We start from the raw sequence: 22,357 nt of genomic DNA, 5'->3' as shown, positions 1-22,357 counted from the left end.
TCAATTGGTTGAGCTGGACCCCCGCCGGATGGCGAGGTATGCTAGGCCGGGCAGCAACTCGACGACGGTTAGCCAGAGCCGGGATGCGATTGCGATGGTCAGTGCATCCGCCTGGCTGGAAAGTCCAAGGCGCAGCATGCCAGCGACCATTGCTCCCTCGCGCACTACAGCACCGCCCGGTGCGAAAAGCGCAAGAAAACCAATGATGTACGATGCGGCGTAAACTGCGACGTAAGAAGTTGTCGCGCCAGCCGCTTCCCCAAGGACGCCCCGCACAAAAAACTGAAACGCAATTCCGTACGCAACCCACGAAAGAGCCGCACTTGCAAATGTGCCCCAGATTGTCGCACTGCCAAGTGCGGGAACGGTCACTTCCCTTCCGAAGAGCCGCGCCGTCCGGCGAACGATCACGGGCAATACATAAGGAGTGGCGGCAATGGAGGCCAGCATGGCCCCGCCGATCAGCGCTGCCAGCCACGGGCGGTCGACGGCCTGCGCGCCAGTCACGAGTACAACCCCGATTCCTGCCGCGATGCTTACGATCTGAATGAGAATGGAGGATCCGGCCGCCGCCACCGGAGAAACCGAATTGTCCCGGGCCATCATGCTCATCGCCGCGATCGACCAGATCTTCCCCGGGATGTACTTGCCAAGGTTCGATATGAACCAGATGCGAGAGGCTGTACGGAAAGAGAGATCAGCCGACCACGCCACCAGCAGCCTTCGCCAAGTCTCGATGAGGAGCGCGTAGGTCAGGAAGACGATGACGGTCGCGCCCGCAACCCAGCTCCATCGGATTTGCAGATGCTGGAGTCCGCCTGCCGCTTCGCTCCATTGGCCGCGGAGCGAGTGCCACGCAAACCAAAGCACTGCCAGAGCGAGTATCCACTGCGCTGCAACAAAGGCGTTGCGCTGATTCCGGTTCAAGACTTCGGCCCGGCAGCATCGCGGTAGATGGCGGCGTACCGGCGCGCGGCGGGCGCTGGCAGGAACAACTCGCTGGCTGCAATCCTGCCCGCTTTCCCAAAACCGATTGCCTCCGCCGGGCGTGCCAGAATACGCATCATCGCCGCAACAAGCTCGTCCAGGTCAGCCGGGGAAGCTAAAAGCCCGGTCCGCTCGTGCTCGATAACATCGGTCAACCCGCCAGATCGGAATGCAATTACCGGCGTCTCGCACATCAATGCTTCAGCGGCAACCAGGCCGAGCCCCTCGTCAATCGAAGGAACGATGAGCGCTGTAGCTGCCCGGTAAAGTGCCTGCAGAAAGCTCTGGTTCAGTTGCCCGTGCCACGTGATTCGGCCGTGCAGTCCGCTGGCTGCGGCTAACGCTTTCAACTCTCGATCGTCCGGTCCGTTCCCCACAACATCGAGCTCAACGCTGTCATCCAATCGCGCCATTGCGTGCAACAGGTGTTGCAATCCCTTTTGCCTGTTGAGACGGCCCACAAAAAGAAACCGACTCACCTTGCGCAAGCCGCCCGGACTGAACTTCTCGGCTGCAATGGGCATCGGCGCAACAATGGGAGAGATACCGGGCACGATCGCGATGACTTCCGCGGCCAGCCAGCTCGACACAACTGTCACGCGCGATGACCGGCGCATCACGTTACGGAACAACGGCTGGCTAACGTGGATGCTCCGTGCGAGCCGGACATCGGTGCCGTGCATGGTCGTCACCAGCGGCGCGCGCGAATATCGCGAAACCGCTGCGCCAAGTACCCCTGACGGGAACCACCAGTGCGCATGAATCACGTCAGGCGCAAATCGGCGCTGCGCGCCCAGCGACTTCGCCAGACCGGCGCCCATATAGCCGAGCAGCGCGAGTCTCGCGGTCCATGAACCGGCCACATCCTGCGCCATAGTGCCGGTGTACGCGAGCGTTTCGAGCGAGTGAGGGGCGTAACGGAACCGCTCTACAGGAATGCCGTCAACGGATTCTGACTCCTTCAGTCCCGGAGCCGCCGGTGCGATGACGTGAACGTCGACATTCTCGTCGCGGAGGGCCGAGGCAAGCCGATGAAGAAACGAACCGGCCGCGTCGCCGGCAAAGCGCGGGAACGAATGGGTGAGAAAGAGAACTCTCACCAGCTATCGGGTCAGGTTTCCGTCCCTTCCCTGCGCCAGCTCCTCGATTCGCGCGCGAAGCTCGCGAGTCTCTGCGCGTTGTGCGGCAACAAGTTCTCCGATGAAGCCAGTGGCGAAGAAAACGCTTCCAAGGATGAGACAACTCTGAATCAACGTCCACACGGCCCGCACCCCTTCATCCGCGAAAATCAGCCATAGCAGCGCTGAAATACCCGCGAGAACGCCAATCAGGAAAAGTCCGGCGCCAAGCATCCCGAAAAGCAGCAACGGCTTTTTGGCAAATCTCAGCTCGAACCACACCGCCAGCATGTCGATCACGCCAACCGGAATTCTACAGAGCCCGAACTTGGATTTGCCCGCGTGCCGGGGGTACAGCGGCACCGGAACTTCGGTCACAGAAAAGCCCTGTGCGACGGCCATGACTACCATGTAGCGGTGCCAATCCGGGCGTGCGGGCAGAGAGTCCATCACTTCCCTCCGATACGCCTTTACCGAATTGAGGTCGCGAACCGGGACATTGAACAGAGACCGGCTGAGTTTGTTGTACACTCCTGAAACGAACGCTTTCTCGTACTCACCTTGCTTGTACCCGGTCACCATGTCCGAAGCACCGGCAATGATGGGAGCAACGAGCCTGGGAATGTCTTCAGGCAGATACTGGAGATCGGCCGGATAGAAGACGAGAATCGACCCGCGAGCATTCAGGTAACCCGTCCGAAGAGACTCGGCGATTCCGCGCCTCACGCGGTGACGGGCCGGATGAAGGAACGCATACCGGGCGGCGAGAGACTGAAGTACCTCCCAGGTACCGTCGATGGAACCGTCGTCAACCACAATCACCTCGTACTTCCCTGGTTCGCTGGCCAAGGTCGCCGCCGCCTGTTCCATGAATAGCGACAGATTATCGGCTTCATCCTTTGCCGGGACGAGTACGCTGACGACCGGCACACCGGTGCGAGGCGTGAGCGGCGTACCTCCTGTAAACGGGGCAGGATCGACCTGCAACGCGGTCATATCCGTTTGCGCATGCGGGCTGAGAGCACTCCAAGTTGATCGCGGTATTTGGCGACAGTGCGTCTCGCGATCTGCACGCCGTCCTCCCGGAGAATGTTGACGATCGCCTGGTCTGTGAGCGGATGCTTGGGATCCTCATCCTGCACGAGTTTTTCGAGTTGAGCCTTGATGCCTCGTGCGGATACGTCATCACCGTCCGTTGTTGCGAGCCCTGAGGAAAAAAAGAATTTCAATGCCAGCACACCCCGGGGTGTCTGAACGAACTTCTCGTTCGTCACGCGGCTCACCGTTGACTCGTGCATGTTGATCACTTCAGCGACCTCGCGAAGAGTCAAAGGCTTGAGAAACTGTACACCCTTCTCGAAGAACTCCCGCTGACGGTCGACGATATAGTTCATGACCTTGAGCATGGTCTGCCGTCGCTGCTCGATGGCCTGGATCATCCAGTTCGCAGAGTTGAGCTTGTTCGAGATGAATTCCTTGTTCTCGCCTTCGAACTTCTTCTTGTCGCGCGCGATCTCCTGGTAGGCGCGACTCAGTTTGAGACGGGGTAGATTGGCGTCATTCAGAAAGATGTGATAGTGGCCGTCGATCTTATCGACGATGAGATCGGGAATTATATAATTTTCGTCGCCCGACCTGAAACGCAGTCCGGGTTTCGGATCGAGCTTGGCTATCTCGTCAGCAGCTTTCTGCACGTCGGTGGCGGTGATTCCAAACCGCTTCGAAATCTCGCTCCAGCGATGAGCGATGAGCTCATCGAAGCAATCGTGGACCAGCCGATATGGTACTGACTGGTTGAGGCCGGCTTCCTCGAGCTGAAGCAACAGGCATTCGCGAAGGTCCCGCGCCCCAACGCCGGCGGGATCAAGTTCCTGCACCGTCTTCAGCATCGCTTCGCCGTCGGCCGTCGTGTAGAGCGGGATGTCCGCCATCTCACGATCGTTTTCCTCTGCCGCGTGAGTGATCAGCTCGTTGAGCACTCTGACGATATCTTCAATCGTGGAGGCGAGATAGCCGTCGTCATTGATGTTGCCCAGCAACTCGTCGGCGAGCAGAAGCTCGCGGGGATTCAATGCGAGCAGGCTCACCTGCTCGCGCAGGTGGTCACTCAGATCGCGAGTCGCTACCGTGACCGGCTCGTAATATTCGCGCTCTTCGTATTCTTCACGTCGCCCCCCGGCAGTATCGAATCCGTCGAGAAGAATTTCTTCCCAGTCGATCTCGTCGCCCCGTTCTTTCTCCTCCGGGTTTTCGGCGGGTGCTTCCGGCTCGGCTTGATCGTCCTCTTCTTCATCTTCCTGGTCGACAAGATCGAGGAACGGGTTGTTGAGGAGTTCCTGTTTGAGGTGTTGCTGCAGGTCGAGCAGCGGCATATAGAGCAGGTCCATCGCCTGGTACAGCCGCGGGTTGATCTTCAGCTCCTGCCTGAGCTGTGTGGACTGACTCATTCCGGGCTTCAATGCGCGGCTCCTGCTGACGGCATATTGGAAAAACGATCGCGCAGTCGCGCGGTGAGCGTCGGACCGAGGTAGATGTCCGCGACCGTGTCGTCGAACACCAGCTCTCGGACGGTGCCCGAAACCTTTACCTGGCCGTCAAACATAATGTACGCACGGTCGACGATATCCAGTGTCTGCTCGACATTGTGGTCGCTGATCAGCACCCCGATACCCCGGTGGCGGAGGCCGGCGACGATGGTTTGAATGTCGTGTACCGCGATGGGATCGACGCCAGCGAAGGGCTCGTCGAGCATCATGAACTTCGGATCGGTAACGAGCGCGCGCGTTATTTCGAGTCTCCGCCGCTCACCGCCCGATAGTGTATAGGCCTTGCTCTTCCGGAGCCGCTTGATGCTCAGTTCATCGAGCAGCGTTTCGAGCCGGGAGCGACGCTCGACCTTTGACAGCGGAAGCGTTTCCAGAATGGCGAGGATGTTGTCTTCGACAGAGAGTTTTCTGAATATCGAAGGTTCCTGTGACAGATAGCCGATACCCTTGCGGGCTCGCTTATACATCGGCATCCCGGTTATATCCTGATCGTCCAGCAGAATCCGGCCGGCTTGCGGATCGATGAGCCCGACGATCATGTAGAACGTGGTGGTCTTCCCCGCGCCGTTGGGCCCGAGAAGACCGACAATTTCGCCCTGTTGCAGTTTCAGCGCGACATTGTTGACAACCGCTCTTCGCCGATAGCTTTTCACGAGGCCACGCGCCTCGAGAATGCTCCCGCGCGGCGGAGGAATGGTTTCGCCGGGCGCCTCGATTTCAATCTGGCCAGCGGCATCACGAAGGCCATCTGCGATCTCGCCGCGGTGCGCCCCGACCTCACTCCAGAGAGGCTCGGCAACACGGATGCTTGCGCCTTCTGCGTCGAGGTCGTCAGGGGGCTGGAGAAGCACACCATCGCCAGTGAGACGAGGCAGTATCGAAGTCGCCAGGTAGCTATGCACTTCGTCGAGGCCGAGCCGTCCCGCCTCACGCTCGGCGTCCTTGCCGTCGGCACGCATCGTCCGCAGAAATTCATCGCGATATCGAATGACGACGTCGTGAAAACGCGCTGAGCCCGAGGCATCGGCTTCGCGGATAATTGCGCCCAGGGCGATGGACATCGAACGTTCATCGCCAGAAAGATTCCGGATGATCTCAAGAATGCGTGCTGGCAGATCCGGCGAATTCACTGAATGCGCCTGCGTATGGGAGTCGCGGGTGTGCGCGTCGGAGCCGGTGCAGGTGTCTGGCTGCCGCGACCCGGTGCAGGTGTTTGAGTGCCGCGGCCGGGTGCAGGTGTCTGGACGTCGCGCGCCGGTAAAGGTCCGTCCGGTTGCGCGCCGCGAACGTTCCCGATCGTCGGTTCGAGGTAGAGGCCGCTGGCCTGATCTAGAACGCTGACGACGTTCACCGCCTTGTCCGCGAACAGTATGGTGATCACCCGTCCGCGGACGTAGTTGATGTTCGGCTGCCGAATTCCGGGAGTGTTGCCGGCGATCTGATAGAAAGATCTTGCATTACCTGTCGAAACGATGCGCTTCGCCTGCGGTCTTCTTGCAGTGTCGGCGGCCGGGATGCTGTCAAACTCCGCAACAATGGTGTCACCGCGGATCCAGTCCCGTTCACGCGTTGCAAGACGGATGGTGTCGGTGTTGCTATTGGCGTAAGCATCTCCCGTTGCCCGAACTTCGCGAAGGCGTTGCGAAGGCATGATAGCATCAATCGAGTCAGCCGTTATTTCGCGCTCGGGCGAAAGCGCACGGGCGCGGGACTTTCCCCATGCTATCACACGCTGAAGCTGACGGGCATCGATTCTGAGGTCGACGGAATCGGCCAGCAGCTCGAGGTCCTGGCTGAGAGCGTGGCCTTTTGGCGTGGCAACGACGCGCTGCAGCTCGCGGTTGCGGCTAAACAAGTCAATCACTCCGCCGCTCAGCGTGAACGGACGATCACGCCTGCTCTCGATCGACGGTGTCATCATCAGGCGCGCAAACTCCCGCGAGCCGTCAAGAAAAGCTGAGTCTCCCCTGGCGATGAGGTCGGGGCGGTTGATCTCAACTTGCCCTGACGCGTAGACAAGCTCATCACCCTCAGCGACAATCCGGTTTGCCACGACGTCGACGGGCTCTCCCGGCTGTCCAACCGTGGTCCGCTGTACAAGTGACATCCGCGGCCTGCCGGAAGCCTCAGTCCGCGCCAGCGCCCTCGTCGGCGACACGCGATAGTAATCAGCGTTGGGGCCGCGCATGGTGGTCCCGCTTTCGAGCCGCACATCGACGTTTCCCTCTGCATGCAGGCGGTCTTCCAGCTGGTAGTATGTCATCCGGTCGGAATTGACTCTGGCCCTTGTCTCGTTATACCGAACGCTTCCAACGAGGTAGAGGACACTAAGATCACCGTAGTATTCCGCGCTGTCGGCATTAATCGTATTGTCCTGACCCTGACAACGATATGTTACGCCGCCCCCCTGAAATACGTTGTACCGCTTGCTTGGCAGCTCGAGGGCGGTCGTGCGCGTATTGCCGCTCGGCGATTCATACTGCAGGAGGCACTGTCGCGGCGCCTGGGAGTGCAGCACGGGGGCCGTCGTCACTGACAGCACCATTCCAGTGACCGCCAATACCAGGCTCGTGGAAACACGCGCCTGCAGGCAGTACGCAAACGCTCGATCAGTTCTCGTCATTGTCCGGGAAGCGTGACCATGCCGGTGCTGCCGCTTCTCGTTTTGAGGATGCGAACATTCTGCATATTGGGATCCGATTTGAAGCCTACACCTTCAAGGCTCCGTCCGGGTTCGGTGAGCGAAAATACACTGTCGCTCGAAATCTCATTCAGCTGCTGGTCGAATTTCAGCTCCGGTGTCACCAGGCGGCGACCTTCCTCCGTGATGACTGTGACGCTGTCGCGGGCGACCATGTTCCCGAAGCGGCTGTTGTACGTTCCCCGCCTCGATGTCAGAAAAGAATCGCGCGCACCTGTCAATGTGAAGAATGTCGTCTCCACGCCGCGTAGCTCCACTCTGGTATTGTCATCGAAGAAATACGCAGTATCGGCCAGCAGCTCGGCGCGTGACAACCCCTTGTCGGTGATATTGAAGCGCGCTCCGTACATGACCTGTTCGGCCGAATCAGCCAGCGTCGTTCGCCGGCTGATAGGGGGCTGTGTCCTTTCGTCGCAAGCCAAGAGGCCGGTCGCGAGCAGAGCGGCGAGAGCAGCCGCGGCATGGCTGATACGTCGTTTCATACGACGCCCGCACGCATAAGATCATGAAGGTGGATCACTCCCACCAGTTTTCGACTCTCATCGATTACAGGCATCGAGATAATACCGCGCTGTTCCATCCTGTACACAACGGCACTCCCAAGCTCGTCATTTCGCGCCATTGCCGGTTTCACAGTCATCACGCTGCTGACCAATACAGGCATGACGTTGTCCTCGCGCTCCATCAGCCGGGTGAGATCGCCGGAAGTAATGACTCCAGCAACACTGCCGTCATCACCGGCAATCACCGCGATACCCCGCCGTTCAGCCAGCTGGACAACGGCCTCGCGCATCGTTGCGCCTGGCGGAAGCACAGGCACGAGCGCACCTGTCACCATCACATCCTGAACCTTTGTGAGCAGCTTTCGTCCGAGCGCGCCGCCGGGATGAAGTCGCGCAAAGTCGTCCGCCTTGAATCCCTTCTCCTCGAGCAGCGCAACAGCGAGGGCATCTCCCAGCGCCAGTGCCACCGTTGTGCTCGTGGTTGGAGCGAGATCGTGAACGCATGCTTCTTCCCGAACCCAGGCATCCAGCGATACGTCCGTATGACGCGCGAGTGAGGAGTGCCGGTCGCCGGTGATGGCAATGGTGCACACGCCAAGTCGCTTTAGATGATCGAGCAGCGCAACCAGCTCCTCGGATTCTCCGCTCTTGGAGATGAGAATCGCCACGTCCGATGAACCGACTATTCCAAGATCTCCGTGCAGACTCTCCGACGGGTGCAGGAATGTCGCCGGCGTCCCAGTGGAAGTGAGCGTCGCGGCGATTTTCCGGCCGACGAGACCCGACTTCCCAACCCCCGATACAATCGCGCGACCAGTCGACCGCGCGAGAATCTCGACAGCGCGAACGAAACTCTCGTCGATACGCCTCTCGCTCTCTTCCAGCGCCTCGCGCTCCATACGGATGACGCGGCGCCCCCGCTCTATGATCTCGTCTGCCTTCATTCCCCGACGCTTTCCCAAATGGCGACGAGCTTGTCGAGCAGCGATTCAATCTGAGACAGTGGCAGCATGTTCGCTCCGTCGCTCGGCGCGCTAGCGGGATCGGGATGGGTTTCGATGAATATTCCATTTGCTCCCGCCGCGACGGCCGCAAGGGCCAGCGTCGGAATGAACTCCCGGGCGCCACCGCTGGCCCCGCCTTCTCCCAGACCCGGACGCTGAACGCTGTGAGTCGCGTCGAAGATGACGGGTACACCGGTAGCGTCTCTCATGCGGCTGAAGCTCCGCATGTCGACGACAAGGTCGCCGTAACCGAAGAAAGTTCCTCTCTCGGTAACGGCAATTTCTGCCGTCACACGTGGTTGTGATCCGCGAACCTTGTCGACTGCTCCCAGCATTCCTTCCGGATGAAGCCACTGCCCTTTCTTGACATTTACCGGCTTCCCGGTGCCACCAGCCGCTTGAAGCAGATCTGTCTGCCGGCACAGGAAGGCCGGGATCTGAAGCGCATCGACGACTTCCGCCACAGCCAGGCACTGCTCCGGTAGGTGCACGTCGGTAATTACGGGCAGCCCGGTTTCATCACGAACCTTTTTCAATGCTTCCAGACCGGCCTCGGTGCCAGGTCCGCGTGCTGCCCCGCGATTGGATCTGTTGGCTTTGTCGAAGCTTGCCTTGAAAACAATCCCGCCCGGCACCCTCGAACTCAAGCGTTTGAGCTCCTCGGCGACCAAAAGGTTCAACGTATCGGTTTCGACGACGCACGGCCCTGCGATCACGAAAAGCCTGTCAGCGGGGAACAGCTGGCTCATCTAGTCGGCCGCTTCCATAACAGCACGCTTGCGTTCGGCGCGTGAGCCCTTGCCATCGAGCGCCGCGGCAATGAAGCTTGCGAACAGCGGATGAGGGCGCGTTGGCCGCGATTGAAGCTCGGGATGAAACTGGCACCCGATGAACCACGGATGGGTCTGCAGCTCTACAATCTCGACCAGCGATCCGTCCGGCGAGAGACCGCTGAGCGTCAGGCCATGCTCGACAAACGTGTCGCGATACGCGTTGGAGACCTCGTACCGGTGTCGGTGACGCTCACTTACCTGCGGGCTCCCGTATATCTTAGCGGCACGGGTGCCCGTGCCAAGACTGCACGGATACGCCCCCAGCCGCATGGTCCCGCCCATGTCGGTGATGTGCTGCTGAGTTTCCATGAGCGACACTACGGCATTTCCGCACTCCGGCTCGAACTCGCTCGAATGGCTGTCGTCCAGCCCTATGACGTTCCGCGCGAACTCGATAATCGCCGTCTGCATGCCGAGGCAGATTCCGAAAAACGGGAGACCCGATTCGCGTGCATAGCGGATTGCCTCAAGCATCCCGTCGATTCCGCGGACGCCGAAGCCGCCAGGGACGAGAACCCCATGAAAGTCGGCGAGCAGCTCGCGCGTGCGCTCACGGCCGGTGAACATGTCGCTCGCCAGCCACGAAATGTCCACGCCCGCATTGCTGGAGATGCCACCATGAATCAGGGCTTCCTGCACACTCTTGTATGAATCGATGAGCTCGGTGTACTTGCCGATCACAGCAATTTTCACCCGCGCGCCGGGGGCGATGATACGATGTACCATCGATCGCCACGTGGAAAGATCCGGAGCTTTCCGACCCAGCAACCCGAGGCGGTGCATCACCCGTTCGTCCAATCCCTGTTCGTGAAAAGTGATCGGAATCTGATAAATCGTCGGGACATCCCGGCTCTCGACCACTGCCCCGAAATCGACGTTGCAGAACAGTGCGATCTTGCGTTTCACCTCTTCGGAGAGCGCCCGCTCGCTGCGGCAGATTAGAATGTCCGGCTGAATTCCGATTTCCATCAGCTCCCGTACCGAATGCTGAGTCGGCTTGGTTTTCACCTCACCGGCGGCCGCGATGTAGGGCACCAGCGTCAGGTGAATGAAGATCGCGTTCTCGCGCCCGATTTCATGACGGAACTGACGGATCGCCTCCAGAAACGGCAGCGACTCGATATCTCCAACAGTGCCGCCGATCTCGACGATCACCACGTCGCTCTCCGGCGCGAGCCGCTTCATGGCGGTCTTGATCTCATCCGTGACGTGGGGAATCACCTGGACCGTGGAACCCAGATATTCCCCTCGCCGTTCCTTCGTGATCACGTTGAGATAGATTCGGCCGGTAGTGACATTATTTGCCTGCGCCAGCGAACGATCGATGAAACGTTCGTAGTGCCCGAGGTCCAGGTCTGTTTCAGCACCATCGTCGGTGACGAAAACCTCCCCGTGCTGAAAGGGCGACATCGTCCCCGGGTCGACATTCAAGTAAGGGTCGAACTTCATGATCGTGACGCGCATGCCGCGTTCGACGAGAAGCCGTCCGAGTGACGCAGCGGCGATTCCCTTCCCCAGCGACGAAACCACGCCGCCGGTGACAAAAATGTACCGGGTCTGCTGTTTGGACTGTGATTGCATGTGAGTTATCGCTCCCCGATGAATTCCAGCCAGCGCGCGTTGGCGCGCGCCAGGTCGTCTTCCGTGTCGATGCCGCTTGCGGGTGTTTCCCTCGCAATGGCCACTCCCATTGGAATGCCTGCCGCCAGCGGCCTGAGTTGCTCGAGCCGTTCGGCCTTTTCAAGTGGATGAGGCGGAAGCGCAACCCACTTCGCCAAAGCGTTGCGGGAATAGGCATAGACGCCAATGTGCTGAAGCATCACTGGAAGTCCTTCAGCGGACTCGGGGTCGCGGACAAATGGAATGTGTGCCCGTGAGAAATAGAGCGCGCGCCCATCGTCGGCGACCACAACTTTCACGACATTCGGGTTATCACCAATGTCGCTGTTGGCGGGGGAGGCGGAAGTGCCAAGTTCAAACCGCCCTGAAGTCACCATCTTGATGGCTCCGTCAATAGCCGCTGGCCCGATGAACGGCTCGTCGCCCTGGATGTTGACGATTGTCTCGAAGTCGGCGAATTGCGGCATGGAGGCAACTTCGGCGACCCTTTCCGATCCGGTCGTATGCTGGTCACTGGTCATGACGCATTCGGCACCTTCGGCACGCACGGCGCTGGCAACGGTCTCGTCGTCGGTTGCCACCACGAGAAGGGTGTCGGTAAGACCCATTGCGGCAACCCGCTGCCAGACGCGGACAATAAGCGGGGCGCCCGCCAGAAGCCGGAGCGGTTTACGCGGTAACCTCACCGCACCAAGCCGGGCCGGAATTACCGCCAAGGTCTTCATCTGTACCGACAGCCCGCGGCGCGCGATGCAAAAGTCACGCCAGTAAATATAGACGCGGCAACGGGTTGCAGCAATGAAACGGTCTATGGGCTAGCGTGCGCTAGAGCGTGAGCGACACCCCAAGCGAAAACGCGCTTTTCTTCGAGAAGCTCGTTTTCCGATAGTTCGGATCGATGTGATATTCGGCTTTGAGGAGCCGCACACCGATGCCGACACCGATGTTCTGGACCAGGTCGGGCATGCCTCCCACTTCAGCGCCGCCCGCGGCGTACCGGGCGCTCAGTATAGGCGAGCCAACGAATGGAAGCACCGGGCGAGTGAGAGGTATGGTGTACTCGCCTTCGACGTAGACGAGATTGTCACCGCCAAGTGCGAGCAGGTCTACGGTCGCCAGCGTGCCTGCGCCTCCCAGGTAGGCAAAACGCTGGGGAGGCGCGTCGTTGCCGGGTGTCACGACTGCGTGTCCGCGGAACGCAAATCGCTGCGTGCCGAAAGTCGGAAACCCCGCCTTGCTGCCAAAAGTGAGCTGCGTGAAACTGCCGGCGGTCTCGGATACAACGCCTGTGCACGCCAGCGTGCCAGCGCATTGCGGCAAGCCTCCGCGCACGGTGTCGAATCGAAGGCTTTCCGAAGGCCCGTCAAGCCCTGCTTCAACCCTGGTGTCGAAATTGAAGGTGGTGAGATCCCGCTCGTAGCCCACGTCAACGCGGCCAAGTGCCGACGAGATACGTCCGCGCGACACAGCAGGGTTCGGTCGCAGCATTTTCAGGCTGTCGTTTCGTCCGAGAACGCTGAACGGCGCTGACGAATGGGCGATTGGCGAGCCGGTCGACCACGCTTTTTCGGTGAGCGCACCTACCGACGGAGTTATGGTATAGTCGGTTCTTGTGATGCGCCGGCTGTAGCGGGCTACAGCACGATCGGCGCGGAAATAGTTACGCGCATCGCTCCCCACGAAAAACACAGCCGCGGAGTTGATCAGATCAGACCTGATCCAGTCGTCGTTCGTTATCGTCGATCGTCCGGCACCGATCTCGATCTCATCGCGGTCGGACAAGCGGAGATGTCCCCTTACGAACGGATCGATTTTTCCGATATCCGACCGATAGGTAAGCGTTGGATCGATATTCACCTTCCCGTCGCTCAGACTTATGAACGGGCCCCAAGGTATTACCAGCCCGTCGACACGGTTGTAGGACGGCAGCCGGAAGCCGATCCCCAGCGGGAACGATACGGCTCCGTCGTAGTCTACATAGCCGGTGTCGACTGACGGACTGGGCGGCTCAGGGGTGGGCGGCGTGGCCTGCGCGGCTGAGTCCGATGACGCCAGCGCAACGGCAAACATCGCGGCCATCACACGTATGCATGAGACTGATATAAGATTCATTGGACGATGTCGAGAAAATTGCGCAGAATGTCCTTACCGCACTGTGTCATGACCGACTCGGGATGAAACTGTACGCCCCATACGGGAAGAGTCCGGTGCCGCATCGCGTGAATTTCGGACGGATCACCGTCGATCCATGCAGTCACTTCGAGCTCGGATGGCAGCGACTTCCGTTCGACGGTGAGCGAATGATAGCGCATGACTTCCAGGGGCGACGGTACTCCGGTGAAGATCCCGCCGCCGGTGTGCACGATCTGCGACGTTTTTCCGTGCATGACCTGGGGTGACCGCACGACTCTCCCCCCATACGCCTCGCCAATCGCCTGATGACCCAGACAGACGCCCAGGATCGGTATCGACTTTCCCCAGCGCCGGATGGCGTCGAGTGAAACTCCGGCACCAGAGGGAGTTCCAGGTCCCGGCGAAATGACGAGTGCGTCAGGTGTCAGATCACCAATCTCCTCTACGCCAATCGCGTCATTTCGCCGAACCACTGGTTCGGCGCCAAGCTCGCCGAGATACTGGACGAGATTATAGGTGAAGGAATCGTAATTGTCGATGACGAGGATCATGCCCGCGGATGAAATTGCCGATGGACACTGCGGAGGTATTCGCGATCGACATGAGTGTAGATCTGGGTGGTGGATATATCCGCGTGGCCGAGCATTTCCTGCACGGCACGGAGATCGGCGCCACCCTCGAGCAGGTGCGTTGCGAATGAATGCCGCAGGGTGTGAGGAGACACCGCCTTTTCGATGCCCGCCATGCTCACGTACTTGCGGAGAATCTTCCACGCTCCCATTCGCGACAACGGATCGCCGCGTGCGTTCAGAAACAGGATTCCCTTGCCCTTCCCTCGTTCTAGACGTGGCCGCAACTCACTGATGTACAGCGCTACAGCGCCGATCGCGCTTCGGCCGATGGGCACGAGGCGTTCTTTGGAGCCCTTACCAAAAACCCTGACCAGATGCTCACTCATCAGGACGTCGCGCTGGCCGATGCTTATCCATTCGGACACACGAAGGCCCGCGCCGTACGCAAGCTCGAGCATCGCGCGGTCGCGATACCCAAGCGGCTCGCCGGCCAACGGTGCTGCAACGAGCCGGGCTGCTTCTTCAACTGTCAAGACATCGGGAAGGGTCCTCCATCGTTTCGGCGTTTCGAGCCTTTCGCTCGGATCACGCACCAGCTCGCCCTCGTCGAGCATGAAGCGGAAATAGCCGCGCACCGCGGACACGTTCCGCCGAATGGATGCCGGGGCCAGGCCGAGGTCCTTGAGATGATACACGTACTCGCGGAGCGTACGCGCGGTTACGCCGGCCGGAGCGGGTGCGCCATTGATGGCAGCAAATGTGGCAAAACGCGACAGATCGCGCAGATAGGCTTCGCTCGTCCGGGGCGACGATCCCTTCTCCACCGACAGATAATCCTGAAAACGTTCAAGATGAAATGCGCGTGCAAACTGATCTTGGGTCCCGTCTGATGTCATCCGATCAAGCCGCTCTCTTCCTGCGGCGAAAAAGGTATATCGCGATGATTGCCGCTACGATGCAAAATCCGGCTATGGCCGCGATTTTTCCGTAGCGCACTATTGTCGCGTAAAGCACCTCCCAGTTCGAGCCCGCGCGGAACGCAACCCACGTAACGAACGCGAACCAGATTCCGGAGGCCGTTGCAATCGAAAGCGCCACCGGCAATGCGGGCAAACGCATGGCTCCGGCGAAAGGAGGTACGATTGCTCGAACTCCCGGAAGGAAACGACTGATAAACAGCGCCGGGAGCCCATAACGGCTGTAAAGACCGCGAAGACGATCTTCGGCCCCTGCACCACCCCAGCGTTCCAGCCGGCTCATGAAGGCCCCTGATCCGTACCGTCGGCCCACAAAATACATGAGAGTGGCGCCCAGGAGGTTCCCCAGCCAGGCGATCAAAAACGTTGTGTAAGGAGACGCTTTGCCGCGTGCGGCGAGAAAGCTCCCGAACGCAACGGCGGCGTCCGCGGGGAACGGCGGAAATACGTTCTCCACCGCTGAGATGAAGAAAATAGCGAGATAGAGGGCGCCAACGGGCAAGCCGTTGAGCCACGCGGTGACGACCTCTACGCTCATTCGAGTATGCCACCATCGCGCGGAAAGAGAGTCGCCACGGCAATGCAAGCAAGCCCCTCACCGCGTCCTATCCAGCCCATTCCTTCGTTGGTCTTCGCCTTTACGTTCACCGATGCGCCCGTCACTCGTTCGAGGACGATGACAATGGCATCCCGGTGCTGCGAGATTTTTGGCCGTTCGGCAATCACCGTCACGTCTGCGTTTACGATGAGGAACCCGCGGTCGGAGGCACGTGCTACCGCAACCGCCAGCATCTCGATCGAATCACGTCCGGCGTTTGCCAAATCCGTATCCGGGAAAAGCGTGCCGATGTCCCGGTCGCCGCACGCACCCAGAATTGCATCGGTGAGCGCGTGGGCTATCGCGTCACCGTCGGAATGCCCCGCCAACCGCACGTCCGAGGGAATGCGCACTCCTCCGAGAACGATCGGACCACCGGCGATAAACCGGTGCGAATCGTATCCGATTCCAGTTCGCGGAAATTTTGTTGAAACGGGGGAACGGGTATCAGATACAGAATGGGAAGTGGCCTCGTCAGGCTGCATGTTCCGCTGGCTGGATCAGCGAATAATCCTGCCGGCGGCGCGCGGGGGTGAATCCCGCGTCAGCGATCAACCGCTCCATTTCCTCAGTCGAGGTACGATGCGTCGTGTTGGCCGCAGAAACAACGTTTTCCTCAATCATCAGCGATCCGAAATCATTGCATCCAAACCGAAGCGCAATCTGACCGATCTTCATTCCCATTGTGACCCAGCTCGACTGGAGATTGGGAACGTTGTCGAGGACGATTCGCGAAATCGCGACCGTGCGTAGATACTCGTCAGCTCCTGTTCTGGGTTGATGCGACATCTCCGGCGTGTTCTCGGGCTGCAGCGGCCAGCAGATGAACGCGGTGAAACCGCCTGTCCTGCTCTGGACTTCACGAACGCGCTCGAGATGCTCCATTCGCTCAGCCAGAGTTTCGCCAATACCGTACATCATGGTGACTGAAGTCTTCATGCCCTCACCGTGGGCAAGCTCCATGATCTCGAGCCACCGGTCCGCACCCGCTTTCTTGCGCGCAACAATGTTGCGCACGCGCTGTACCAGGATCTCACCACCACCGCCGGGGATGGAATCGAGCCCGGCACTTCTAAGCTCGCGAATGACATCCAGTGCGTCCATCCTGAACAATTTCGCAAAAAAATCCACTTCGCTGGGACTGAATCCGTGGATATGAATCGGATGATTCCGCTTGATGTACCCAAGAAGATCGAGGTACCACTGAAAGGGGATGTAAGGATTGTGGCCACCCTGAATCAGGATCTGCACCGCACCGAGCAGCTTCGCCTCGTCGATCTTCGCCCCGATCTGCTCAAACGAAAGTGTATATCCCTCGTTGTGCTTCGGGCGGCGATAGAATGCGCAGAATCCGCAGTCAGCAACACACACATTCGTGTAGTTGATATTGCGGTCGATGATGTAGGAAACAACATCTTCCGGGTGCAGTGACCGCCGCACCCGGTCAGCCTCTGCTCCCAGCTCGAGAAGCGGAGCGTTCGTGTAGAAATCGAGGAGATCCCGCATGTCGTCCTTACGCCGCTGGAAGAAAAGCCAGGGTGCCGTTCGGAATTTGACCGCGGTCGACAAGCCGTCGGTAGAACTCCGTGAGGCCGGCAAGGTGGGGATACGACAGCCCGTAGTCGAGACCGGCGAAGTATTCACTGCACAGTTCCATGCTGACGCCGGTTGCAGTGGCTGCCTGCGCCGCGAGTGTGCGCAGGTTGGCGAGTCCCCAGTCTCGGGAGGCGATAAGCCCGGAGTGTACCTGAAGCGCGGCCTCTACACGCACCGTGCGACGGGCCACCCACACTGCAAACACAAATGGCAATCCTGTCCAGCGCTTCCACATCTGTCCGAGATCGTACTCGTAGTCGTAGCCTGCGGCTCGTTCGCCGCTTCCAAGCAACAGCGCCGCGTCGCCGATCACGAGCCGCGCATCGTGATCGCCACCCTGCATTTCCCCAAGGTCGCTTACCTCGGCGTTGCCCGGAACGAAATTCGGCTGGGTGTGCCAGACATTCTCGAACAGGAGCTGGAGCAGCGCAACGCTGGTCATCGAGCTGCGACTGATAAGCACCCTGCGCCCACCGAGATCGCGCGCAGGCAACCGGGAGAAAAGCATCACACTTCGAACGGGGCCGTCGCATGAGATCGCCAGGTCGGGCAACAGCAGATAGCGGCTCGATTCTCTTGCATACTCGACAGCTGATACTACGCTGACATCCAGCTCTCCGGCGGCGATGCGCGCGTTCAGCTCAGTAGGAACCCCGTCGAGCAATGTGCCGTCAAGTTTGACGATGCCGCGATCGATAGCTCCGTAGACGGGGTAGCAGTTGATATAGGGAATCCGTCCGATACGCATCTTCACGCCGCAACCGCTGTCACCGAACGCGGAAACGTTCGCAGAATGTTATAGAACGAATCACGTTCTGCAGGAGTCTTGCCAGCTCCCCGAATGAGGGTGAGAATGTCATCGAGAGTCATTCCCTGCGGCGTATGCGCGCCAGCCTCATGGTAGATCTTCTCACGCACCACGGTGCCTTCGAGATCGTTCACGCCAAATGACAGTGCTGTCTGGGAAAGAAACTGAGTGACCATGATCCAGTGCGTTTTGACATGGTCGAAATTGTCGAGGAATAATCGCCCCGCGGCGAGATTTCGCAGGTCATCAAAACCGGTCGTCGCAGTTCCCTCGCGCCCGAGCTCGGCACCCAGCTCGTTGTTGTCGGGATGGTAGGCCAGCGGTATGTACGCGAGAAACCCCCCGGTTTCGTCCTGAAGCGACCTGAGCATCGTCAGGTGTTCAACGCGGTCTTCAAGCGTCTCGACGTGGCCATACAGCATCGTGCAATTGGAGCGGATGCCGAGGTTGTGCGCCGTGCGATGAACCGCGATCCAGTCTTCGGCGGCAAGCTTCCGGTCGGCGATTGCCATTCTCACGCCGCGCCCGAACACCTCCGCCCCGCCACCCGGGAGTGTGTCCAGCCCGGCTTCGCGGAGCGTAACGAGCACTTCCTCGATTGGCAGCTTGTCGATGCGCGCAATGTGCGCGATTTCGACCGCCGTCAGGGCCTTGATGTGAACATTGGGGTGGCGCAGCTTCAGACCGCGGAACATTGCGCTGTAGTATGCGAGTCCCGCCTTCATATCGAGCCCCCCGACAATGTGGAACTCGCGCGTAAGCCCGTTGTCGGCGACGGCAGCTTCCTCGAACACCTGATCGAGCGTGTAATGATACGCGCCGTCTTCCTTCGGCAAACGGGCGAACGAACAGAAAACACAGGTGGTGCGCAGGTAGCAGACGTTCGTTGGATTGATATGCTGATTCGCCGCGAACGTGACCACATCGCCATGTTTCGCCGCATTGACGTGGTTAGCGAGCAATCCAAGACCAATGAGGTCGGGGGAGCGAAAAAGAGTCAGACCGTCGGCTGTATCGAGGCGGGTTCCGCTCATGACCTTCTCGCCAACGGCCCTCAGGGCCATGTCAGACACGCGGGAAAGATCGAAGCTCGATGCCGGGCGCATCGCTAGTCCGTGAAGCGCTTTATGACGAGCGTGGTGTTGTGCCCGCCAAATCCGAAACTGTTACTCAGCACGGCGCTGACCTCTCGTTTGACCGGACCGTTGGTTGTGTAGTTGAGATCGCAGTCGGGATCTGGAGTTTGATAGTTGATCGTCGGCGGTATCAGTCCCTCGTTTATAGCGAGTGCGCCGATCACAAGTTCCACCGCCCCCGCGGCTCCCAGCATGTGACCGGTGCAAGACTTTGTCGAGCTGACGTTGACGCCTGCGGCATGCTCGCCGAACACTGCCTTGATCGCGGCGGTCTCATTCACGTCGTGGGCGGGAGTGGACGTTCCGTGGGCGTTGATGTACTGAACATCCTCAGGGCCCATCCCGGCGTCCTTGAGCGCACGCTTCATGGCCCGTTGCGCCCCTTCTCCGTTGGGGGCTGGTGCCGTCAGATGATAAGCATCGCCCGTCGCGCCGTATCCAACGACCTCGGCATAAATGCGCGCGCCACGGCGGCGAGCGTGCTCCATCTCCTCGAGGATTACCGTTGCGCTGCCCTCACCCATGACGAACCCATCCCTGGTTGCGTCAAACGGACGCGACGCAGTTTCAGGTGTGTCATTCCTCTCTGACAGCGCCTTCATGTTTGCAAACCCACCAATGGCCATTGGCGTCACCGTAGCCTCCGCGCCGCCGGTGATCATTACGTCGGCATCACCGTACTGGATCGTGCGAAACGAGTCGCCAATCGCGTGGGCGCTGGTGGCACATGCGGATACAGTGGCGTAGTTCGGGCCCTTGGCACCGAACTGCATCGAGACGATTCCAGCGGCAATGTCACCGATGAACATCGGGATGAAGAAAGGCGAGATCTTGGATGGGCCACGCTGCCGGTAGACGTCGTGCTGTTCCTCGAAGATTTTGAGGCCCCCGATGCCACTGCCGACGATGACACCCGTGTTCTCCGGATCATAGCCCGTACGATCACCGAAGCCGGCGTCTTCCATCGCCATTTTAGCCGATGCAACCGCATACTGTGTGAAATGATCGGCGCGTTTTGCCTCCTTCCGATCCATGTATTGAAGCGGATCGAACCCCTTGAGCTCGCACGCAAAACGGACGGGAAAGATGCTCGCGTCGAAGTGAGTGATTGGCGCCGCTCCGGAGCGACCTTCGATCAGGGAGCGCCACATCGTCGCTACGTCGTTGCCGACGGGCGTGACAGCTCCCATGCCCGTGACGACGACCCTGCGCTTCATCTACGCGGGAATCTTGCTATTCAGATAACCGAGGGCATCGCCAACTGTACGGAGCTTTTCGGCATCTTCGTCGGGGATGTCGATGTTGAACTCCTTCTCGAACTCCATGACGAGCTCGACAATGTCAAGGCTGTCGGCACCGAGATCTTCGATAAAGCTGGCTTCGTTCGTCAGCTTCTCGCGTTCGACTCCAAGTTCCTTCTCGATGATGTCCTTAACCTTATCCGAGTTATCGGCCATTTACGTCCTCTTCAGTGTGGGTTGGGTGCACGAAATATAGTTAAGCGATGTGATAGCAGAAAGTTACGGGGCACCACATGCGACCGGTTCTACATCACCATTCCGCCGTCAATAACGACAACCTGGCCGGTTATGTAGGAAGCCTGATCCGACGCAAGAAACACCACGGCCGTGGCAATGTCCTCGACCTTCCCCAGACGCTCGAGCGGGATCAGGCCGGTTAGAGCACCGCGCGCCTCGGCTGTCATTGCAGCAGTCATCTCGGTCTCGATGAACCCCGGTGCGATGGCATTGACGAGGATATTCCTCGACCCCAGTTCCTTCGCGACCGATTTTGTCAAAGCGATCAGTCCGGCTTTGCTGGCGGAATAATTCGCCTGGCCCTTGTTGCCGTTCAGGCCAACAACACTGGCCATGTTGATGATGCGCCCGGTGCGACGTTTCATCATTCCGCGGGCTACGGCCCGTATGGCTGCAAACGCGCCGCGCAAATTTGCATCCATGACTGCATTCCAGTCATCATCCTTGAGACGCATCACCAGGTTGTCGCGCGTAAGCCCGGCGTTGTTGACCAGAATATCAATCGCGCCAAACTGTTTTTCGACATCGCTGACAAGCTGCGCGACCTGTGCAGTGTCGCTTACATCGCACCCGAAACCCATCGAGCCGCCGCCGATTTCAAGCGCAACACTTTCCGCATTGCCTTTCTCACGGCCCACTATCGCAACGCGCGCCCCGCTTGCGGTAAGCGCTGCTGCGATCGCGCGCCCGATACCTCTCGTGCTGCCGGTCACCAGTGCAACTTTTCCCGTGAGATCGATGTTCATTTGCTCATTTGATTGAGGAGCTTTTCGACTTCCGCGGCAGTCCCGCAGGCCATGCCTTTCGCGCCCGGAACAATCCGGGTCAACAGGCCAGTCAGGACATTACCCGGGCCCATCTCCACAAACAGCGCATCGGGAAAACGCGTAGCGATCTTCGTCACCTCACCCGTCCAGCGAACCGCTGAAGTGAGCTGTTTCACCAGCAGCTCGCGAACGTCGTCTGATGAGCCTGCCGGTGCCTCGGTGACGTTCGAGTAGACAGGGAAACGTGGTTCGGCGAACGTGGTGGCCCAGACTGCCTCTCGAAAACCTTCTGCCGCGGGTTCCATTAACGGCGAATGGAAGGCTCCGCTCACAGGCAAGCGGACCGTCCGGCGCGCGCCGTTGAGCTTTGCGATCTCCATCAGGCGGTCGACGCCGCTGCTTTCTCCCGAGACCACAATCTGCTCGGCAGTGTTGTAGTTGGCGGGAACAACAAGTCCCGCGCTTCGGGTGGCAAGCTCGCACAGTGACTCGATTGAATCCGTGAATGTGCCAAGTACGGCTGCCATGGCCCCAGGGCGATTCTGGCCCGCCTCATACATCAGTTCGCCACGCCTCCGTACGAGCCTCACGGCATCCCCGAGCGAGGTGGACCCGGCCGCGTGGTAAGCGGTGTGCTCACCGAGCGAATGACCCGCAGCCGCGCATACGTGCCCTTCCAGCGCGTCTTTGAGGGTGGCCCAAACCGCAGCGCCGTGTGCAAGAAGCGCTGGCTGCGCATTGTGCGTCGCCGTGAGGTCTGCAGCGGGGCCTTCAAAACAAAGATCGGAAAGAGCCATGCCAAGCGCCTCGTCGACCGTCTCGAATACGTCGCGCGCAGCTGGAAACGCTGCCGACAGATCCTTGCCCATGCCCGGCTTCTGCGATCCCTGACCGGGGAATAGGAGTACGATGTCCATTCC

The 22,357-nt window shown here is 59.7% G+C and carries 23 protein-coding genes; all 23 read right to left on the bottom strand.

What is annotated here, in order from left to right; translation table 11 throughout:
* On the bottom strand, positions 1–927 hold the full coding sequence (locus WKF55_05195; protein ID MEJ7758971.1) for a lysylphosphatidylglycerol synthase domain-containing protein: 927 nt from the start codon (positions 925–927) through the stop codon (positions 1–3).
* Complete coding sequence (locus WKF55_05190) at positions 924–2,087, bottom strand: glycosyltransferase (GenBank protein MEJ7758970.1); 1,164 nt, start codon at positions 2,085–2,087, stop codon at positions 924–926. The genes WKF55_05195 and WKF55_05190 overlap by 4 nt, the downstream gene beginning before the upstream one ends.
* A 3-nt stretch (positions 2,088–2,090) precedes the next feature.
* A complete protein-coding gene (locus WKF55_05185; protein MEJ7758969.1) occupies positions 2,091–3,101 on the bottom strand; it encodes a glycosyltransferase family 2 protein in 1,011 nt (336 codons plus the stop codon).
* The gene (gene rpoN, locus WKF55_05180) at positions 3,098–4,552 is read right to left on the bottom strand and encodes an RNA polymerase factor sigma-54 (GenBank protein MEJ7758968.1); all 1,455 of its coding nucleotides are present in this window, start codon (positions 4,550–4,552) and stop codon (positions 3,098–3,100) included. The genes WKF55_05185 and rpoN overlap by 4 nt, the downstream gene beginning before the upstream one ends.
* An 8-nt stretch (positions 4,553–4,560) precedes the next feature.
* Positions 4,561–5,781, bottom strand: a complete 1,221-nt coding sequence (gene lptB, locus WKF55_05175) for an LPS export ABC transporter ATP-binding protein (GenBank protein MEJ7758967.1) — start codon at positions 5,779–5,781, stop codon at positions 4,561–4,563.
* Entirely contained in the window at positions 5,778–7,274 is a 1,497-nt protein-coding gene (locus tag WKF55_05170) for a hypothetical protein (GenBank protein ID MEJ7758966.1), read from the bottom strand. The genes lptB and WKF55_05170 overlap by 4 nt, the downstream gene beginning before the upstream one ends.
* A complete protein-coding gene (lptC, locus tag WKF55_05165; protein ID MEJ7758965.1) occupies positions 7,271–7,834 on the bottom strand; it encodes an LPS export ABC transporter periplasmic protein LptC in 564 nt (187 codons plus the stop codon). The genes WKF55_05170 and lptC overlap by 4 nt, the downstream gene beginning before the upstream one ends.
* Entirely contained in the window at positions 7,831–8,799 is a 969-nt protein-coding gene (locus WKF55_05160) for a KpsF/GutQ family sugar-phosphate isomerase (protein MEJ7758964.1), read from the bottom strand. The genes lptC and WKF55_05160 overlap by 4 nt, the downstream gene beginning before the upstream one ends.
* Positions 8,796–9,608, bottom strand: a complete 813-nt coding sequence (gene kdsA, locus WKF55_05155; GenBank protein MEJ7758963.1) for a 3-deoxy-8-phosphooctulonate synthase — start codon at positions 9,606–9,608, stop codon at positions 8,796–8,798. The genes WKF55_05160 and kdsA overlap by 4 nt, the downstream gene beginning before the upstream one ends.
* Entirely contained in the window at positions 9,609–11,273 is a 1,665-nt protein-coding gene (locus WKF55_05150; GenBank protein MEJ7758962.1) for a CTP synthase, read from the bottom strand. It abuts the gene before it with no gap.
* 5 nt (positions 11,274–11,278) lie between these two features.
* The gene (gene kdsB, locus WKF55_05145) at positions 11,279–12,037 is read right to left on the bottom strand and encodes a 3-deoxy-manno-octulosonate cytidylyltransferase (protein ID MEJ7758961.1); all 759 of its coding nucleotides are present in this window, start codon (positions 12,035–12,037) and stop codon (positions 11,279–11,281) included.
* Positions 12,038–12,137: 100 nt separating this feature from the next.
* On the bottom strand, positions 12,138–13,424 hold the full coding sequence (locus tag WKF55_05140) for a hypothetical protein (protein ID MEJ7758960.1): 1,287 nt from the start codon (positions 13,422–13,424) through the stop codon (positions 12,138–12,140).
* Positions 13,421–13,996: an aminodeoxychorismate/anthranilate synthase component II gene (locus tag WKF55_05135; GenBank protein MEJ7758959.1), complete on the bottom strand. Its 576-nt coding sequence runs from the start codon at positions 13,994–13,996 to the stop codon at positions 13,421–13,423. The genes WKF55_05140 and WKF55_05135 overlap by 4 nt, the downstream gene beginning before the upstream one ends.
* Entirely contained in the window at positions 13,993–14,913 is a 921-nt protein-coding gene (xerD, locus tag WKF55_05130) for a site-specific tyrosine recombinase XerD (protein MEJ7758958.1), read from the bottom strand. The genes WKF55_05135 and xerD overlap by 4 nt, the downstream gene beginning before the upstream one ends.
* Before the next feature lie 4 nt (positions 14,914–14,917).
* Positions 14,918–15,532 carry a DedA family protein gene (locus tag WKF55_05125; GenBank protein MEJ7758957.1) on the bottom strand — a complete coding sequence of 205 codons (615 nt, stop codon included), beginning with the start codon at positions 15,530–15,532 and terminating at the stop codon, positions 14,918–14,920.
* Positions 15,529–15,999 (bottom strand): 2-C-methyl-D-erythritol 2,4-cyclodiphosphate synthase, encoded by a 471-nt coding sequence (gene ispF / locus WKF55_05120; protein ID MEJ7758956.1) that lies wholly within the window; start codon positions 15,997–15,999, stop codon positions 15,529–15,531. Before ispF ends, WKF55_05125 begins: the two co-directional genes overlap by 4 nt.
* A 67-nt stretch (positions 16,000–16,066) precedes the next feature.
* Entirely contained in the window at positions 16,067–17,098 is a 1,032-nt protein-coding gene (gene mqnC, locus WKF55_05115) for a cyclic dehypoxanthinyl futalosine synthase (GenBank protein ID MEJ7758955.1), read from the bottom strand.
* A gap of 7 nt (positions 17,099–17,105) precedes the next feature.
* A complete protein-coding gene (locus tag WKF55_05110) occupies positions 17,106–17,936 on the bottom strand; it encodes a menaquinone biosynthesis protein (GenBank protein MEJ7758954.1) in 831 nt (276 codons plus the stop codon).
* A 2-nt stretch (positions 17,937–17,938) separates the two neighbouring features.
* Positions 17,939–19,102, bottom strand: coding sequence for an aminofutalosine synthase MqnE (mqnE, locus tag WKF55_05105; protein MEJ7758953.1), 1,164 nt, complete (start codon positions 19,100–19,102; stop codon positions 17,939–17,941).
* A gap of 2 nt (positions 19,103–19,104) precedes the next feature.
* Positions 19,105–20,349 (bottom strand): beta-ketoacyl-ACP synthase II, encoded by a 1,245-nt coding sequence (fabF, locus tag WKF55_05100; GenBank protein MEJ7758952.1) that lies wholly within the window; start codon positions 20,347–20,349, stop codon positions 19,105–19,107.
* Entirely contained in the window at positions 20,350–20,589 is a 240-nt protein-coding gene (locus tag WKF55_05095) for an acyl carrier protein (protein MEJ7758951.1), read from the bottom strand.
* Between the two features lie 89 nt (positions 20,590–20,678).
* Positions 20,679–21,416 (bottom strand): 3-oxoacyl-[acyl-carrier-protein] reductase, encoded by a 738-nt coding sequence (gene fabG / locus WKF55_05090; GenBank protein MEJ7758950.1) that lies wholly within the window; start codon positions 21,414–21,416, stop codon positions 20,679–20,681.
* Positions 21,413–22,354 (bottom strand): ACP S-malonyltransferase, encoded by a 942-nt coding sequence (gene fabD / locus WKF55_05085; protein MEJ7758949.1) that lies wholly within the window; start codon positions 22,352–22,354, stop codon positions 21,413–21,415. Before fabD ends, fabG begins: the two co-directional genes overlap by 4 nt.
* Positions 22,355–22,357: the final 3 nt, after the last annotated feature.

Source organism: Gemmatimonadaceae bacterium (genome assembly GCA_037721215.1).
Taxonomy (GTDB): domain Bacteria; phylum Gemmatimonadota; class Gemmatimonadetes; order Gemmatimonadales; family Gemmatimonadaceae; genus UBA4720.
Note: the sequence above shows the minus strand (reverse complement) of the source record. Positions and strands in the feature narration are given on the sequence as shown.